The sequence below is a fragment of the Bowmanella denitrificans genome (genome assembly GCF_039522935.1).
GTDB lineage: Bacteria > Pseudomonadota > Gammaproteobacteria > Enterobacterales > Alteromonadaceae > Bowmanella > Bowmanella denitrificans.
Genome location: NZ_BAAAEI010000006.1, coordinates 1,179,678 through 1,196,348, shown reverse-complemented (window position 1 = coordinate 1,196,348; position 16,671 = coordinate 1,179,678). Strand labels below are relative to the sequence as shown.

At 49.4% G+C, this 16,671-nt stretch carries 14 protein-coding genes; 12 read left to right on the top strand and 2 right to left on the bottom strand.

The window, feature by feature from the left end; genetic code table 11:
• Positions 1–10: 10 nt before the first annotated feature.
• The 5 genes from ABD028_RS07985 (at position 11) to ABD028_RS07965 (ending at position 6,610) form a co-directional block, all read left to right on the top strand.
• Positions 11–1,966: a TonB-dependent receptor plug domain-containing protein gene (locus ABD028_RS07985; RefSeq protein ID WP_343843871.1), complete on the top strand. Its 1,956-nt coding sequence runs from the start codon at positions 11–13 to the stop codon at positions 1,964–1,966.
• Positions 1,967–2,075: 109 nt separating this feature from the next.
• On the top strand, positions 2,076–2,690 hold the full coding sequence (locus ABD028_RS07980; RefSeq protein ID WP_343843868.1) for an aspartyl/asparaginyl beta-hydroxylase domain-containing protein: 615 nt from the start codon (positions 2,076–2,078) through the stop codon (positions 2,688–2,690).
• Positions 2,662–4,812, top strand: coding sequence for a phytanoyl-CoA dioxygenase family protein (locus ABD028_RS07975; protein WP_343843865.1), 2,151 nt, complete (start codon positions 2,662–2,664; stop codon positions 4,810–4,812). The genes ABD028_RS07980 and ABD028_RS07975 overlap by 29 nt, the downstream gene beginning before the upstream one ends.
• Positions 4,809–5,993, top strand: a complete 1,185-nt coding sequence (locus tag ABD028_RS07970; protein ID WP_343843862.1) for a hypothetical protein — start codon at positions 4,809–4,811, stop codon at positions 5,991–5,993. Before ABD028_RS07975 ends, ABD028_RS07970 begins: the two co-directional genes overlap by 4 nt.
• 101 nt (positions 5,994–6,094) lie before the next feature.
• The gene (locus ABD028_RS07965; RefSeq protein ID WP_343843860.1) at positions 6,095–6,610 is read left to right on the top strand and encodes a GNAT family N-acetyltransferase; all 516 of its coding nucleotides are present in this window, start codon (positions 6,095–6,097) and stop codon (positions 6,608–6,610) included.
• Positions 6,611–6,634: 24 nt separating this feature from the next.
• Here the strand turns inward: ABD028_RS07965 and ABD028_RS07960 are convergent, their stop codons facing one another.
• Together ABD028_RS07960 and ABD028_RS07955 are read right to left on the bottom strand one after the other, a co-directional pair.
• Positions 6,635–7,114: a hypothetical protein gene (locus ABD028_RS07960; protein ID WP_343843858.1), complete on the bottom strand. Its 480-nt coding sequence runs from the start codon at positions 7,112–7,114 to the stop codon at positions 6,635–6,637.
• A gap of 91 nt (positions 7,115–7,205) precedes the next feature.
• Positions 7,206–7,964, bottom strand: a complete 759-nt coding sequence (locus ABD028_RS07955) for a sulfotransferase domain-containing protein (RefSeq protein WP_343843856.1) — start codon at positions 7,962–7,964, stop codon at positions 7,206–7,208.
• A 713-nt stretch (positions 7,965–8,677) separates the two neighbouring features.
• Between ABD028_RS07955 and ABD028_RS07950 the strand changes: the two genes are divergently transcribed.
• From ABD028_RS07950 to ABD028_RS07920, 7 genes are all read left to right on the top strand, one after another.
• The gene (locus ABD028_RS07950) at positions 8,678–8,974 is read left to right on the top strand and encodes a DUF6916 family protein (RefSeq protein WP_343843853.1); all 297 of its coding nucleotides are present in this window, start codon (positions 8,678–8,680) and stop codon (positions 8,972–8,974) included.
• A 39-nt stretch (positions 8,975–9,013) separates the two neighbouring features.
• On the top strand, positions 9,014–9,556 hold the full coding sequence (locus ABD028_RS07945) for a phage tail protein (protein WP_343843850.1): 543 nt from the start codon (positions 9,014–9,016) through the stop codon (positions 9,554–9,556).
• 11 nt (positions 9,557–9,567) lie between these two features.
• Positions 9,568–10,089, top strand: coding sequence for a phage tail protein (locus tag ABD028_RS07940; protein WP_343843847.1), 522 nt, complete (start codon positions 9,568–9,570; stop codon positions 10,087–10,089).
• Positions 10,090–10,100: 11 nt separating this feature from the next.
• Positions 10,101–10,658, top strand: a complete 558-nt coding sequence (locus ABD028_RS07935; RefSeq protein WP_343843844.1) for a phage tail protein — start codon at positions 10,101–10,103, stop codon at positions 10,656–10,658.
• Positions 10,659–10,745: 87 nt separating this feature from the next.
• Positions 10,746–11,978, top strand: coding sequence for a S8 family peptidase (locus tag ABD028_RS07930; RefSeq protein WP_343843842.1), 1,233 nt, complete (start codon positions 10,746–10,748; stop codon positions 11,976–11,978).
• Positions 11,979–12,013: 35 nt separating this feature from the next.
• Complete coding sequence (locus ABD028_RS07925; protein WP_343843839.1) at positions 12,014–13,279, top strand: TIGR03032 family protein; 1,266 nt, start codon at positions 12,014–12,016, stop codon at positions 13,277–13,279.
• Positions 13,280–13,369: 90 nt separating this feature from the next.
• Positions 13,370–16,671, top strand: a 3,302-nt coding sequence (locus ABD028_RS07920) for a beta strand repeat-containing protein (RefSeq protein WP_343843835.1), incomplete at its 3' end; no start/stop codon positions are given.

Sequence of the window (16,671 nt, the reverse complement as noted above, 5' to 3'; positions counted from 1 at the left end):
AATGGCGTATATGAAATTTCCCGTTCTATTTTTATGTGCTGCAACGTCTTTAAAGCTGGCTGCTCAGACGGAACAACTGAGTGTTTTTGACCTGTCTTTTGAGCAACTGTTAAATATGGAAGTGGTGGCACCGGGTAAGTTCAGCCAACCTTTGGACAGTGCGCCGGGGGTGACTACCGTTATCAGTCGCGAAGAAATTCAGTCTCTGGGGGCTACGTCTCTTCTGGAAGTGCTGGAACAAGCCCCAGGTGTGTTAATGATGGGGTCTTTTTTCTATCCGCAAAATCTGGCTGTTATTCGCGGATTACAACTAACGCATTCTAATAATGAAGTGCTGCTGCTGATAAACGGCAGGCCGGTGCGGGACAGTTTTACTGGCGGACAAAATTTTGCCATCTATACGGCCTTCCCAATACAAAGTCTGGAGCGCATAGAAATTGTCAGAGGACCCGGCTCCGTGCTGTATGGCAGTAATGCCTTTAGCGGCGTCATCAATCTGGTAACCCGCAGCCAGGATAATGCTGAATCGGTGTATGTGGCGGCAGGCAATCTGGGCAGCCGCGAAATGCAGATTCAGGGCGGTATGGAAAGTGGCGAAGGATATATAAACGGGGCGGCACGTTTTTACCAAGACGATGGTTGGCAATTTAAAGCCAAGGATAACAGCGGCCTTGACGGCAGTTTTGCTGCCGAGCAGCAAAACCATGCATTGATGCTGCAAGGGCAGTGGCAAGGCTGGCGTGCTAGCGCGGTTAATCTGGTTAGTGAACAGGCATTCTGGGGCAGTGTGTCCAGTTGGTCCGGACCGCCTCAGGAAGATAGAACAGTACGTTCACGTCGTTCGATACTGGAATTGGGCAGAAGCTGGGAGCTGGCATCACAGCTTCGCCTGGACACCGATATCAGCTACAACGCATCGCGTTTCAGCCATTATAACTACCGGGCTAATTCCGATAATGTTTTGTTTGAAGCGCTGCTTGACTACGACCTGCTGGACCAGGGCCGCTGGCTGTTTGGTGGTACTGCCTGGCATCAGCGCGTTAATACTGAACCGGGCCTGGCCAAGGCACCCATTCCGGCTTTTTCGCGCACCTGGTATAGCCTGTATGGTCAGTATCAAACCACCAACAGTAACGCCCTGAACTGGAGTTTGGGTGCGCAGTACAACAAAGTGCCGGATGTCAATGCCAATTATGAACTGCGGGCCGGTCTGATTTATACACTAAGTGCTAAAAGCGGTATTAAACTGGACTATGGCGGCGCCTTTCGTGCCGCCTATGGGGTGGAAACCCATTTTAATCTGATTGTCTGCTGTGATGCCGAGGGCAATAATACCGGTGGGCTGCGCGGTAATCCGCAGCTTGAGCCGGAGCAGATTACTACATTTAACCTGCAATATTTCCATACCGGTGAGGATAGTCGTCATACCCTCACCTTGTTTCACAGTGATTTGTCTAATCTGGTGTCTCGCCTGCGTGCAGCCGACCGGGTGCTGGATTTTGTTAATGCCGGCGACCTTGAGGCGTATGGCACTGAACTGGAAGGAAAATGGCTGTTTGAACAGGGGCAAATTAACTACTCCTACAGTTACCAGCACAATGAATCCGGGGAGTTGGAAAATTACACCCTGATGCCCAACCACATGCTTAAGTGGAGCCTTATTTATGCAATCGGACAGGACTGGCGATTAGGTCTTCAGCACAGTTGGATTAGTGCCTTTCATGCCAATCAGATTCGCAACCCCAATACCCAAAGCTACAATCCTGAGCCTTCCTCTTATCATCAGCTGCGCTTGAAGCTGGCACGCAAACTAACCTGGTTGCAACAAAGCACGGAGTTGACGCTGAGTGTCAGTAATATGCTTGACGAGGACATCTACCAGCCGGAAATCGCCGGGCGCAATATCAACAGCCATCCCATGCGCAGTGGGGTTCGGGTGAATATGGGGCTGAATATCGGCTGGTAATTATGTGAATAGACATTCCTGGTTACGCTTAGTCTGAACAGCGAAAACTGGAGAAATGTTGACTTTATGTACTACACATACTGTTATCAACTGCAATTGAGATAACAGGATGTTGTTCGCCTGCTTGGATTTTCAGGTGCCATTGGAGGCACTGAAAAAGGACGTTTTCAGATTACATAACGCTGAGTGGCTTCCTCATGTTAATCAGAAAGATTACCAGGGAAATTGGGATGTCCTGCCGCTTAGGTGTCTGGCTGAGCATAAAAGTGCTCACCCTATCATGCAGGGTTTTGCGGTACAGACCGGTGACGACTGGGTTAACCTTCCCGTCTTGGAGCAACTACCTGCCATACTTCAGGTGTTGAGTTCTCTGCAATGCTCTATCAAATCGACCCGCCTGATGCGACTACATGCTGGCGCGCAAATCAAACCGCACCGTGACCTTGGCCTTTCCATCGAATTCGGGGAAGCACGTCTGCATATTCCTATCCTCAGCAATGAATTACTGGAGTTTCGGATTAATAGCCTGCTTGTCCCCATGCGGGAAGGGGAGCTCTGGTATCTCAATGTAGACCAGACTCACCAGGTCCTGAACAGGGGCGATCATGAACGCATCAATCTGGTCATTGACTGTGTGGCCAATGACTGGTTGAAGCAAAAAATTCAGGAATCATCACTTTGTGTAAAGGATTACAATGACAACCAATGCCTCTCAGCCATCTGATATTCCCATCGAGACTGTCGTCCAGGATGTTTCTGTCCGGGATACATTCATCTCTGAGACATCTATCCAGGAGACATCGTTAGCAGAACAACTTTCCGAACATGCTATTGTCCATCATACGCGGCCGCTTATCGAGAACCTGCCTGACGCTGGATTTGCCAAACCCCACATAGATGCATTGGCCAGCCTTCTGGATGACATTACCGGTATTTCTGCCCATAGTGATCTGGGGCACACCCTGGGTATGAATCTGAAGTCCGGGGTGGCTCTGTCGCCGGTACAGGCGGCCAAATGCCTGACAGAGCTAATGCGTACACACTCCTTCATTTATGCGGTGGCCAGAGCAGTTAAAGATCTGCTTGAGCGCAAAGGACAAGTTGAGATTGTTTATGCAGGCACTGGGCCCTACGGTTTATTACTACTGCCACTTTTGGCCTGCCTCAAAGATTCACGTATCCAGGCAACCCTGATTGATATCCATGAGGAAAATGTCCAGGCGGTCAGGGCAGTGGTGAGTCACCTGAATATCGCCTCGAATATCCGCTCAATAGAGCAGGAGGATGCGACCTGTTGGACGCCGCCCTCTGGTCGCAAGTTTGATATTGTTCTGTCGGAAACGATGAACTGGATGCTGAACAACGAGCCTCAGGTGATGATTTTCAGTCATCTTGTCCAATACCTTCGCGATGAACACAGTACCCTGATTCCCCAGAAAGTGGTGATGGATGCCTGCTTATATAATGCCGCTGAATCCAATCAATTCAGGATGGGGAAAAGAAAGGAACCTCCGCAAGAGTCCAGGCTGGGAGTGGTCGGTTGTTTGGACCGGGAGGCTGCTGGTACCATCGCTAACGGTGATCGCACAATGCTGAATGCCCGGATTACCATTCCTGATCCATTGCCCCCAGACCAGACAACTCTCAAATTCCGAACTGAAATCCAGATCTATCAGGATTTCTGGCTGCGAGACGGGCAGTGCAGCCTTAATACCCCTATGTGTTTTGGTCAGAGTGATTTCCACCCGGGCGATGTTGTGAGTCTTTCATATATCTATGGCGAGAGCACTGAGACAACACCGGGCTATGACATTCGTTTTCCTCCACGAAAGAAGGTGATCGACGAACCCGTGTCAGATCAGGAGGTCGGGGAACTGGGGATAATTCATCTGAAACGTTTATGGCATAAGCTCCGATTGCAACGAGAAGGAAAACTGACCGGGGATGATGCTAAAAATGAATGGAACCGGGATCTGCTGTTAATGGACTTGCTACATCTGGGGTTGCAGGATTGTCTCAGTTGGATTTTCCAGGAGGCATCCACCTTTTCTCAGTTTGAGCAATGGGTTCTCGATAAGAATGGCGGTCAAATAAGCCGTGAGAGGATTAAAGAAATCAATACCGCCATGTCTGGTGGCCCGGAACGCCGGTCAAAGGGACAAGAGAAACGGGGTTATCTGAGCCCTGAGCAGCACATATTCTGGGAGGAAAACGGCTTTCTGGTCGTCGAGAATGTTCTTGATCGTGATCAATGCCAGAAGACGGTGGATCTCATTTACCGATTTTTGGATAAAACGCAGGACAATCCTGAATCCTGGTATCAGGATCATCCGTCGCAGCAGAATATCATGGTGCAACTTTTCCAGGACCCGATTTTGGAAATGAACCGTCGCTCCTTGAAAGCGCAACGGGTATTTTTTGATCTGTGGCAATCTGAGAACCTTCGCTTTTCCACTGACCGGGTCGGTTTCAACCCTCCGGAGACCTCCCAATATAAATTCCCCGGAACCAGATTACATTGGGATCTGGATTTTTCCTGTCCTTTAACATTTGGGACGCAGGGACTGTTCTATCTGACCGATGTTGCTGAGAATCAGGGCGCTTTTCGTTGTGTTCCCGGGTTTCATCATCGGCTACGGGACTGGTTGAAGGATCTTCCCCTGCAGGCAGATCCAAACCTGCAAGACCTTTCAGCTCTGCCTGTCCGGCATGTTGCTGCACCGGCAGGATCTCTGGTTGTGTGGCATCAGTTTCTTCCTCATGGCAGTAGTCCTAACACGGCAGCTACGCCGCGTATTGTGCAGTATTTTAATATGTTGTCCGTGAACAGACAGGCGATGACATGATGATGGCTGATGGTGATCTTTCAAGCCGGGAAATACTGGAAAGATTGGTGGGCTCTCCGGAAATACTTCTGGCTCATAGTGAGATCTGTGATCCATACGACCTTATGAGTAAGTTGGTACAGGTGTTTGATTTAAAAGGAGTTTCTATGGAGTCTCTACTGAGGGTCATCCAGTCCGGAGAAGGGGATTCAATTGAACCCGACCTGGCTGTTTTTTTCAGGTACTGGCGCCCTGCAGGATACTGTATAAAAAACGGTGAGATTAACTGGCGTTTGATCCTGGGGGACTTACCTTTTGCCCCATTTTATGATGAGCAGATCGCTAATGCGACAAACCGGTCTTTATTGGCGACGCTCTTGAATCCCAGGGTATCACTGACCTATATCCTGCAATTCATTTCTCAGTATGCAAATAAGACACAAGGGCGATACCAGACAGATCCGGTGACTCCTGCAGGATTTATATTCCATTGCTCGCGATGTGGTTCAACCCTGGTATCGAATGCAATGGCGGCCACGAAATTTTATACGATCATATCCGAAGCCTCTGTTCTGACTGACCTGCTACTGGACTCTCAGTTGAGTGACCACAACAAAGTTGCCATGTTGAAGTTGTTGCTCCCAATATTGGGAGATCGCCTGATAGTGAAGCTGAACGCCTGGGATATCAGATTCCTGCCGCTGGTTCATCAAGCTTTCCCTGCTGCGAAAGTACTGTTTCTCACTCGTCAGCCGGAGGAGGTTTTGCATTCACATCAGCGAACAGTTGGTATCCATATGGTTCCGGGCCATCAAATGGCGGAGATCTTTGGTTGTTCAATCTCAGTGTCGTTGTTCGATTATCAGGCTGAAGTGTTGCTCTGGATCTATGAAAGGATGCTTGAACAATACAAGGCACTACCGGCGGAATCGGTGGCGTTGGTGGATTATTGTGATCTTGATCTGGAAGGCATGTGCCATATTGCCGGGTTCTTTGGGGGGCGTATGAATCTGTTACAGAAGCGTGCAGTGTCTGCCATGATGAGGTGCTACTCCAAAAATACAGACGATCTTTATAAGGATAGAGAGGTTGTATCTGAATCCTCTGGCAGATCTGTTATCAGCAAGAGCCTCCTGAGTCAACTGACAGCTTTGTACCGGGTATTGCGCGGACTGTCCGAGCGAGGCTCATACAGCATCTAACGGTGCAGGTGCGTCCTTATGCCCGGTGATTAACCTACCAGCAAATTGTTTAAGAAAAACGTTACTTGCAACAGCATACAACGACAAAAAGAGGATGGGTTATGAATACAATGAATGGAATGAACCTTGGGCAGGGCCTGAATATTCGTCCTTCCAATCCAACGGATAAACCATTCCTGGAACAATTGCACAACTCTGCAAGAGAAGACCTGAGGTATATGGAAGGTGAGCTGGACTATGTTGAGTCTATTATCCAGATGCAGTTTCGTGCCCAGACGGAAGGCTACGGCTCACAGTTTCCCAATGCCATGTATTTCGTTGTTGAAAAACAGCAACAGCCTATCGGTAAGGTCACGATTGACTTTGGCCCGAATGAGATCAGGATCATGGACATCGCTTTTATTCCCCCAGCCAGAGGAAAAGGGTTTGGCGAGGAGGTGATGCGGTGCTTGCAGAATGCCGCTGCGCAAGTGGGAGTGCCCCTGACATTGTCGGTGTTATCGACCAATATCCTGGCTAAACGGCTCTATCTCAGGCTGGGGTTTGCGGTACAGAATATTACGCCTCCCTATGAGTTCATGGCCTGGGTTCCAGAGGCACGAAAAATTATTGTCTAGTGGGAGTCAGTTCAGTCACTTTCTTCAAAGCCGGAGCCAGCGTGTCATCTTCGGGTATCCGTCTGATTTTCCGGGAGGATTGGTGAGTCCCCAGTAAATAAGCATGGGATAACCAAACCCATGGGCTTGCAAAAAGGCTTCGATATAATTTGGGGAAGCGCCTTTATAACCATCGGTATGGAACAAGACTTCAGGATGAATTCCAATCTCGCGGCTGGCGGCCCAGGACCATGCGATTGCTGACATTTCCTCCGCAGGGCCATGCCCGCATTGGTGAATATCTCCCGTCAGCTTTAGTCTATTTTCGGAAGCTGTAACGGCTATATGCCCGGCTTCATGCAAAAGATCGCCGGGATATTTCAGTTTTTCTCTGTCGATAAGAAGCTGACCCTGTTCGATGAGAATACCGGGCAGGAAGGTTTTGCTTTCGATTGAGGTATAACGGATGTTTATGCCCACATTCTTCAGAAAATCAACGATTTTGTCTGTATCCGATATTGTCATCTTGCACCTGCCAGGCCGTTCTCAAACCTCAGACTTTGGTCCATTCATGAAAGACTCTAACTCATGAAAGATCCAGTCAAGAAAGATCCTGTCATGAAAAGTAGCTGGAATATCCAAGCTTTTCGGCTTCCTGGAGGATGTCGGGATGGCGACGTATCAGGGTTTCGTCAACGACATCTTGTTCAATACCCTGGAAACGATCCCGTGGGACGGCATCAATATTTCCGATTTCCACATCGGTGTCCAGAAAACCCATTAAATCCTGAAGTACACATTGATCAGTTAACTGGTGGAAAGGCAGCTCGAACCAGTTTTCCGTTGACCACACCGTTTTGTATCGGGCAGCCTGTGCCTGAACTTCCGCCCAGTAGTAAAGTCCTTTTTCAAAAGATGTTAGCCCACGCCAGGAATTTTGATAGTGGGTAAGTTGTGCTTCTGGGGCCGCAGGATGAAAAAGTTCCTTTATACCCAAGTGTGGAAGAATAGGTTGAACGAAGGCATTCTGCTTGAGCCAGGATCGTGAGACCTGAACCGGATCCCGGTGCAGATAGATGATTTTAACCGGGCAATCCAGTTCTTCAGAAAACCAGCCCAGATGGCGCCAGCAGGGGAAGCCGCATTCAACATAGGACTGATGGTTTTTCACTCTATTTTGAATGTATGCCAGATGGTTCAGCAGTTTCTGCGGGTTCTTGTTTAGTGGTTGAGAGGGGGAATTATCTGTGGGGGCATAGTCAAAATTTATCGGCTCGTGGGAGGCCTCCCAGCTATCCGGCAGCCTGGAGTTGAGAAACTGGTGTAGCCACTGGGTGCCGCACCTTCCCGTTGAGAGTACAAATACGACGCTCATCTTTCCCATCCCTTGAATCATTCCCTGATACGCCCCCTTGATTTGTGTAGGCTGCCAATGGCGTCAAAATCACTTTCTGTTCAATGCCAATGCGGACCATCATTCTTATTATGGTTTAGCTGTCAACGTTTGCAAACGAGTGACCACATCCACTTCTGATTTTATGGTGTAAAGGTGACCTTAACTATAGGGATGCTGTTTTTTTATACTTTCCTTGTGATTTTCATTGCTGAGCTATACTGATTGCTAATTGAACAGGTTATTGCGACCTGTCTAGATAGGGCAACAGATTGAAATCTTGGCCTTTGTGGCGACAGTTAGATCTGAAGAGTGCGGTTCTACTGTGGCTTAATGGGATTCACTCGGTCACCCTGTACTAGCTTATGATTCCAAGGACTACTGAAATGGAAGACATTGGGAAACAGCTTCGGGTGGTTGGCAGGACAATCGACATAGTGCATAGACAATGCTCTTACCTCTTTGGATGTAGGCACAGAGTTCGTCATACCTTTTCTCACTTTCTTCATTCAGCTACGGCGTTTTCTTCTTTCCTGATTCCTGAGCGTCAGTCCAGAGTTTTTTCTTTTGTCTTTATAGGTATTGCTGTGAATGAGTCGTCACGATAAGGGCAAGCCGTGGGCGAACGGAAACCTGATGTATTTCGCACCTGAGGTTGTTCTGCTTGACACAACAACCATTAAAGGAGGATCAACATGGAAAAATTCACTTATGACTTACTGGAGCAAGCTATCGGCAAAGATGTTCAGGTGTTTGAACCAGACTCAGAAAAGCAGATTGCAGAGCTCAAGATTACGAAAGTAACCCGTCCGGATAAGGAAGACGAAGAGTTTGAGTCCTTTTCTGTCCTGCTTTCAGGCAAGGAGGAAGAACACTGTGGTCAGGGCAATTACAAACTGAAAAGCGATGCTTTTGGCGAAGTTACTTTGTTCATGTGTCCCCATGCTGTGGATAAATACCAGATTGTTATATCCCGTAAGAAGTCTGGATAACGCAGGATTTAACTGGATCAATAACAAGGAGAAGACCTTATGTCACAACCATTTATAGGCGAAATTAAACAGGTCGGATATACCTTCGCGCCTGTTGATTGGGCTGAGTGTAATGGTCAGCTAATCACTATCAGTGACAATGCAGCTCTGTTTTCATTGCTGGGGGACGCTTATGGTGGAGATGCCAGAACGGTTTTTGGTATTCCCTCGCTGAAAGGAAGAGTGCCGATACACATGGGTAACTATGCTGAAACCGATTTCGCAACGACATACACTCGCGGACAGATCGGTGGTCAGGAATATGTCACATTGACCCTTGCGCAAATGCCGGCGCACACACACAACTTCAATGCGGTCAATGAAGCAGGAGATACTCCGGTACCTTACTCCAATCAGTCTGGTGTCGGCAACACCATGGCTGTCGCAAATGCCTCCTACTACACCAACGCGCTTCCTGACGTTGCCCTAGTTGCGGATATGATTTCCTACGCAGGGGGAGGGCAATCTCACTATAACATTCAGCCTTCAATCGGCACGTTGTTTGTAATTGCCCTGGAAGGTCTTTATCCGAGCAGAAACTAGGAGGGTTCACCATGGCGCAACCATATTTAGGCGATATTCGTATGTTCGCGGGAAACTTTGCCATTCTGCATTACGCATTTTGTAATGGAACACTCATGGCTATTTCTCAAAATCAGTCCCTGTTTTCCCTATTGGGAACGAGCTACGGCGGAGATGGGCGTACCTCTTTCGGACTCCCGGAAATGAGAGGACGGGTGCCAGTCAACAAAGGTACGGCAGTGGGACAATCATTCAATTGGAATATTGGCACGTTGACCGGTGTTGATACTGTGACCCTGACGGTCGAGCAGTTACCCATTCACAATCACAGCTTCAAGGTCAGCAGTGAGTCTGCCATCACTGAGACTCCACAAGGAGGGGCGGTTGCCGAGGGATCTCACTACTTCACAGCCAGTACACTGAAGACGACAGGCAAGTTGGCGGATAATGCTCTGTCACCTGCTGGCTGGGGGGGAAGTCATACTAACCAGATGCCTTATTGTGGAATCAATTTCATCATTGCCCTGCAAGGCACTTATCCCTCAAGAAATTAAGGAGCTGAATTATGTCAACGCCATTTATTGCTGAAATAAGAATGTTGCCTTATACGTTCAGCCCGGCTGACTGGTATTTTTGTAACGGCCAAATTCTTGCCATCTCTCAAAATCAAGCGTTGTTTTCCTTGATCGGCAGTATCTACGGAGGTGACGCCCGCACGACCTTGGGGTTACCCAATCTTATGGGACGAGCTCCCCTTCATGTGGGAGGGAATAGCGGTACTGGGCCGGGAGTGATGCCTCATTTTCTTGGCCAACGTGGAGGGGACGCCGCTGTCACCCTGACCATAAGCGAGATGCCGAGCCATGATCATACTGATGTTACAACGGCCTTTGGGACTTTGGCGGACTCAACCGATACTGCATCAAACCAGACCTACCTTGGACCCCAGTTCGGACCTCCAGTGTCTGTCTTTAAGACTCCTCCGGTAAGTACCTCGTTGCTCACATTTAATAGTGACGTGGTCGGCAATACAGGGTCAAGTCAGCCCCATGAGAACAGGCAGCCCTTCATCGTGGTTCCGTTTTGCATCTGTTCCTTCGGCCAGTATCCATCTAGAAATTGACGAGCAGTTGCGGCGGTATTCCTGGCGACAACGCCTGGGAATACTGCCGCAGGAGACTACAGGAAGAATGCTGAGACTGATATTGAAATGAATTTGCACCTCGCGTTTGTATTGACCTTGATTTTTCCCTTCTTTGCGTTGGCCGACGAGGGGGTGCATTTCAGTAATTTTTTCCAGCGCATTGAGGCGGTGGAACAATCGGGAGTTTATCGTCTTAAAACTGGGGAAATAAACATCCAGCTCTCCAACCGCATCGTCATAAAAGTTTTGCCGTCGTTGAGTCAATCGGAAATCGCGAGCCTGGATAAGAGTGTCGTCAATATCACCGAGCTCTATCTGGCACAGGACTTCCATTACCTGATGGTTGAACTGACATCGCGTGAACATCTGCCACGGATCATTGACCAGTTGGAGCGGCATCCGGGGGTATTGCTTGCACAACCCGATATATTGCAGCTGAATCGCTTGAGTGGCCTTGACCGGAATGCTCCGCGGGTGGAAGCCGCGAATTCTGAACAGGGGGCCGTGACAGAAGACAAGATCTCGTTGTTGCAACATGCCGCTGAAACGATCCCAGAGAAGCTTCATTTACAGATGCTCTCTTACGGCGGGGAGGTCAGGGTTGCCATTATCGATGATGGCTTTGATCTGACTCATCCGGAGTTCATTACGACCAATGTGGCTTTTCAGTATGACACGGAGACCCGAACCCTGGATGCATCCCCGAAGGTGCCTGAGGACAGCCATGGAACCCGAATCGCCGGGATATTGTTCGCAGACCGTAATGGTAATCAGGTTGAAGGCCTTGTTCCCGGTGCGGCGCTGATTGCCATCCGGCAACCCAATACCTGGACTTCCCAGACATTGCTAGCGTTCCAGGTTGCCCGGCTTGCTGGCGCAGATGTGATCAATTGCAGCTGGCACAGTGACTGGTTGCTGGAGCCAATTCGTGACGTAGTGCGCGATCTGGCCACTTCAGGCCGTGGTGGGAAAGGTATTGCCGTTGTGTTTGCTGCCGGTAATGGGGGCCGTGCCATAACGCGATATCAGCATGAGGCTAGCATTGACGAAGCCATTGTGATTGGCGCCACGACAAACACGGGGCTAAGAGCCCGTTACAGCAATTGGGGGGAAAGCGTTGATGGATATCTTGATGGTAGCAGGCATTTGTCAACGGCAAACAACGGCGGCTTCAAGCAAATTAATGGAACGTCCCTAGCGGCAGCGAAAGCCAGTGGCATTATCGCAGGACTGCTGGCAAATCACCCTGAGATGTCTTTAGCGGAAATAGAGCATCAGATCAGAATCCGCTCTAGATAAAGACAAACACAGTAGAGGTTGAACAGGATTGTGGAATGATAGATGAAACAGGTAAGCTGAAAGACCACTACAAAGAAATGGACTATGCTGCAGAGTACAGCGCGAATCTGCCTGTCATTTTAAAACATTTAAATGTGTCTTTGGCCTTCACTTCGTACCAGGCGGGACGGTTGATGCTGGTTCGCAGTGATGGTCATAAACTGGATATCAATTTCAAGCGCTTTTCGCGTCCTATGGGCATTGCTGTCACGGAAGATTCACTGACGTTGGGAATTTTTACCCAGATCCTCAGATTTCAAAGGGAAGACGGATTGCTGGAAAAGATCAAGTTGCCTTTGGAAAGAATCGAGGACGATATTACCGCCCCGAAGGTGAATTCTGACAATGATAATGAAGGGCTGAATGAATCGCTGGAACAGTATGGTTTGGTGGCGCCCTCTTCAGTATTGGCAGAAAGTGAGGAAGATCAGGAAAGGCTGGAGCGTCAGTTCAAGCGTTGGCAAGAGTATCAGGAATCTTTGTTCCAGCCGGCAGACCCGCGTGTGGATGCGTGCTTTATTACCCGCTCCTCACATTACTCCGGCATGATCAACATCCATGATATTGACTGGGGAGATGACGGATTATGGGCCGTCAATTCCAGTTTTTCGTGTTTATGCACCCTAGAACCGGATTCTAGTTTTATTCCTCGTTGGAAACCTCCGTTTATTTCAGCGCTAGTGCCCGAAGACCGTTGCCATCTCAATGGTATGGCGCTCAAAAATGGTCAGCCAGGATATGTCACCACATTTTCAAAAGACGACCAGCCAACCAACTGGCGAAAGAGCGCAGGTAAATTTGAAGGAACACTGATAGATGTTCAGGGAAACCAGATTTTGCTTGAAAACCTGTCGATGCCCCATTCTCCAAGGTGGTACAGGGAGAAGGTTTATTTTTGTAATTCCGGGCTAGGTGCTATTTGTTGCTACGACCCTGCAACTGGCGTGCTGGATACTATTGCACAAGTACCTGGATTTACCCGGGGAGTGGCGTTTTACGGTCCCCTGATGTTTGTTGGCTTATCAAAGATCCGCACATCTGATGTCACAAGCCCAGCGCCTCTTAGAGAAATGTATCAAAAAACTTACTCAGGGATATGGATTTTTAATTTGGAAGACCATTCGCAGGTGGGACAAATCCGATTCAGCGGTAATGTTGATCAGATATACGATGTGGCAATTTTGCCAGGCTGCAGTTTCCCTGAGTTAATCGAACCTTCTCATCCGAGAATGAGAAATCATTTTTGTTTTCCGCAGCTATAGAGTGGAACGATGGGAATAACCACCTGCTATATGGAAATATCGAGCATTTAGAATAAATGTGCTCTTGTTCAATGTCTTAGGGGCAGTGCAATGACAGGTAAAAACAACTCTATTCGTGAAGCATTACATTTTGCGGTCAAAGCTGGTGTCCCTGCAATGTTGCTGGCTCAGCCTGGATTTGCGTCAGTGCGCACCCTTGGTGCACAGTCGAGGTATCGCGCACAGTTCTACACATCAGTATCCTTGCCGCACCCTGATACCAACCAGCTTACCACCAGAGTAGGTAACAATCCGTTTGCTGCATATAACCGCGATGGACGTTCTTTTGATCAGAGGAAAAACCTACAAAAGATAAATCGACAACCAGATGCGGATGCTTTTCAGTTTCTTAAGGACAATGGACTTTTGAATGGAACATCAACTGTCATAAGCGAGCTAAGTGGTGACCTATCCGGATATACTGGTCGCAAGAGTTTCGCCTCCTGTACTGTTCTGCCAAGTGTTTACACGACCATATATGCCTGCACCGGTGCTGGTCATAATTGGAACAGCGGCGGTAACAACGCCCCCACCAATATCGGCCTGGACAACAGTAGTATAGGGGACGCCTCCACGGGTGCCGGTGCAGTGATTGGTAATCTGAGTACTACGGATGCCGATGGAGGTGACACACATACTTACTCACTTGTCACTAATGGTGCGTCTGGCAGCGGCAGTTGCGGTGCCTCAGGCGATGATGACAACGCCAGCTTTCAGGTTGACAATGTCAATGATGACCTGGAAGCGTCCGGTAGTGTGACAGCGGGAAGCTACAACGTTTGTATACAAACCCACGATGGCACGGATTCCTACCAGAAAACCTTCTCAATCACCGTCAGTGATACGACGGCTCCCGCTTTTGAAAATTCCACCCCCTCTGTTGGAACTCTGACATTCACTGGCGGTACCTTATCTGTTGACTTGAATGAGGAAGGAACCGCCTACTATGTTGTCGTGACGGATGGTGCTGGGGCTCCGAGTGCCAGTCAGGTGAAAGCGGGCCAGGACAGTGGCGGTGGAGCTCCGCTTACAAGCGGTAGTTTTGCTACGGCCGGTACGACTGGCAGTGAAGCATTTTCAGGTCTGTCATCAGGTACAGCCTATGATCTCTATGCTGTGGCTGAGGATGATGAGGGGAGCCCAAATCTTCAGGCTTCGGCGACGTTGGTGAATTTCACAACCAATTCACCCGATAGCGACGGCGACCTGACCGCCTCAGGAACGGTTACCGAGCCCGTCGGGCTGGATACCACTGTGGATACGGTAGGCGAAGCTGTCGATGTCTTTGATTTTACCTTGAGTGATGGTGGAACGGTAGACGGACTGGCGATGACGGTTAGTCAGATCGTTATCAACGTGTCGGGAACCTCGACGGACACAGAAAGGGGCAACATCACCTGGCGCTTGAACGGAAACGATGCGTCCAATGTGACAGGCGTCTACAACGCAGGTTCGGATATCATCACATTTTCTGGCTTAAGCATTTCCGTTGCAAACGGCAGCAGTGAAACCTATACAGTCAACGCTTATTACAATAACAACTCAGGTGTTACAGAAGACCATACGGTGATACTGAGTGTTGATGGTGATACGGATCTGACGGTGGGTGGCTCCGGCACCAGCATGGGAGCCACTTCTGCTGTGACCAACGGAACGGGTACCACTCTGGATGTCGTTGCGTCGACTCTGGTATTTACAACACAGCCATCCGGCTCCACCTCTGGTTCAGCCTTAACAACACAACCGGTAGTTGCGGCACGGGACGCATTTGGCAATACCGATGTAGATTTCACCGAAACTATTACGCTGATTGAATCCAGTGCTGGGGCCATCTCTGGTGATGTGGACATCATGGCCGCGAATGGTGTTTCAACCTTTACTAACCTGATTTATACCGCAACCGCTGATCAGCAGAGTTTTACCTTAACCGCTAACGATGAAGATGGCGTGGGGACTAACTTGCCGGCGGTGGATGCTAACTCAGTGACCTCAGATGTTGTGGCGACCAAGCTGGTGTTCAGCACACAACCCGCACCAACTTCTATTACCACTGGCATTAGTAACAGTTTTTCCACCGTGCCGGTGGTGCAAGCCCAGGACGGCAACAATGTTACTGATACTGGCTACAGTACAAACATAGTGTTGTCTGTGACTGACCCGAATGACAGTGTGGTAGATGGAACGGTAAATAGTCTTAGTGGTACAGGCGACATCGATGGTTCTGGCACCACAGTGACGCTGACACCTACATCAGGCTTGGCTACCTTTGCTGGCTTGGCTATTCAATACACCAATAACGCATTGGTGGATACGCTGGCACTTCGCGCTACATCTGGTGGCCTGACAGCCGTTAACAGTACCAATATTACCTCCGGAACGCCCCCAACAGTGACAGACGGCAATATCAACATCAGTGGCGGCAGTGGGCAGGGCGGGGCGTATAAAACTGGCGACACAGTGACGGTCACCTGGAATAACAGTGCAGGAGGTGACAATAACAGTGGCATCACAGCGGTTAGCGTCGACTTCAGTGCGTTTGGTGGTGGGGCGGCAGTGGCAGCCAGCGAGAATGCGGGTGTCTGGACGGCAACCTATACCATCACCAGTGGTACAGTGGATGGTACCAATCTTAATGTGTCGGTGTCGGTCACAGGCTCCAGTGGCGTCACCACCAGGTCAGATACCACCAATGCCACGGTAGATAACCAGGCACCGGTTGTGACTGATGGCAATATTAGTGTGTCGGGTGCCAGTGGTATCGGTGGAGCGTTTAAATCCGGTGACCAGGTGACGGTGAGTTGGAATAACGGTGCTGGGGGCGATAACAACAGTGACACCTTGAATGGTGTGACTGTCAATTTCAGCGCCTTTGGCGGTGGCAGTGCTGTGGCAGCTACTGAGAATGCTGGTATTTGGAGCGCCACTTATACCCTGGCAGATGGTCTCGATGGCAGTAACTGGAATGCATCGGTGAGGGTGGTGGATAATGCGGGTAACAGCACCACCACGGCCGATACCAGCAATGCCAGAGTGGATACCACATTGCCGGTGGTACCCGTGTTAGGTTCGCCTACTGAGGCGATATTTATCAATGCCGCCAACTACCAGCTACAAGGGACCCATAGTGAAAATGCGGTCAGTATCGAACTGGAAGAATATCTGGATGTTTGCGGCACACTGGAATACACCTTTGTTGATAGTATTGCGGTGGCGTCCAACAGTTGGCAGTTTACGCGAGCCTTAAATCAGGACAGCGAGCATCAGTACCGCATAAGGGCAGTGGATGCAGTGGGCAATGCATCGAGCTATGTGGTGGTGCCGCTGATAACAGAAGATTCCACGGCCCCGGTTGC

What these genes read in the sequence shown, in the direction of transcription:
- ABD028_RS07985 (WP_343843871.1), top strand. Translation starts at nt 11, where the DNA reads ATGAAATTTCCCGTTCTATTTTTATGTGCTGCAACGTCTTTAAAGCTG.
- ABD028_RS07980 (WP_343843868.1), top strand. Translation starts at nt 2,076, where the DNA reads ATGTTGTTCGCCTGCTTGGATTTTCAGGTGCCATTGGAGGCACTGAAA.
- ABD028_RS07975 (WP_343843865.1), top strand. Translation starts at nt 2,662, where the DNA reads ATGACAACCAATGCCTCTCAGCCATCTGATATTCCCATCGAGACTGTC.
- ABD028_RS07970 (WP_343843862.1), top strand. Translation starts at nt 4,809, where the DNA reads ATGATGATGGCTGATGGTGATCTTTCAAGCCGGGAAATACTGGAAAGA.
- ABD028_RS07965 (WP_343843860.1), top strand. Translation starts at nt 6,095, where the DNA reads ATGAATACAATGAATGGAATGAACCTTGGGCAGGGCCTGAATATTCGT.
- ABD028_RS07960 (WP_343843858.1), bottom strand. Translation starts at nt 7,114, where the DNA reads ATGACAATATCGGATACAGACAAAATCGTTGATTTTCTGAAGAATGTG.
- ABD028_RS07955 (WP_343843856.1), bottom strand. Translation starts at nt 7,964, where the DNA reads ATGAGCGTCGTATTTGTACTCTCAACGGGAAGGTGCGGCACCCAGTGG.
- ABD028_RS07950 (WP_343843853.1), top strand. Translation starts at nt 8,678, where the DNA reads ATGGAAAAATTCACTTATGACTTACTGGAGCAAGCTATCGGCAAAGAT.
- ABD028_RS07945 (WP_343843850.1), top strand. Translation starts at nt 9,014, where the DNA reads ATGTCACAACCATTTATAGGCGAAATTAAACAGGTCGGATATACCTTC.
- ABD028_RS07940 (WP_343843847.1), top strand. Translation starts at nt 9,568, where the DNA reads ATGGCGCAACCATATTTAGGCGATATTCGTATGTTCGCGGGAAACTTT.
- ABD028_RS07935 (WP_343843844.1), top strand. Translation starts at nt 10,101, where the DNA reads ATGTCAACGCCATTTATTGCTGAAATAAGAATGTTGCCTTATACGTTC.
- ABD028_RS07930 (WP_343843842.1), top strand. Translation starts at nt 10,746, where the DNA reads ATGAATTTGCACCTCGCGTTTGTATTGACCTTGATTTTTCCCTTCTTT.
- ABD028_RS07925 (WP_343843839.1), top strand. Translation starts at nt 12,014, where the DNA reads ATGATAGATGAAACAGGTAAGCTGAAAGACCACTACAAAGAAATGGAC.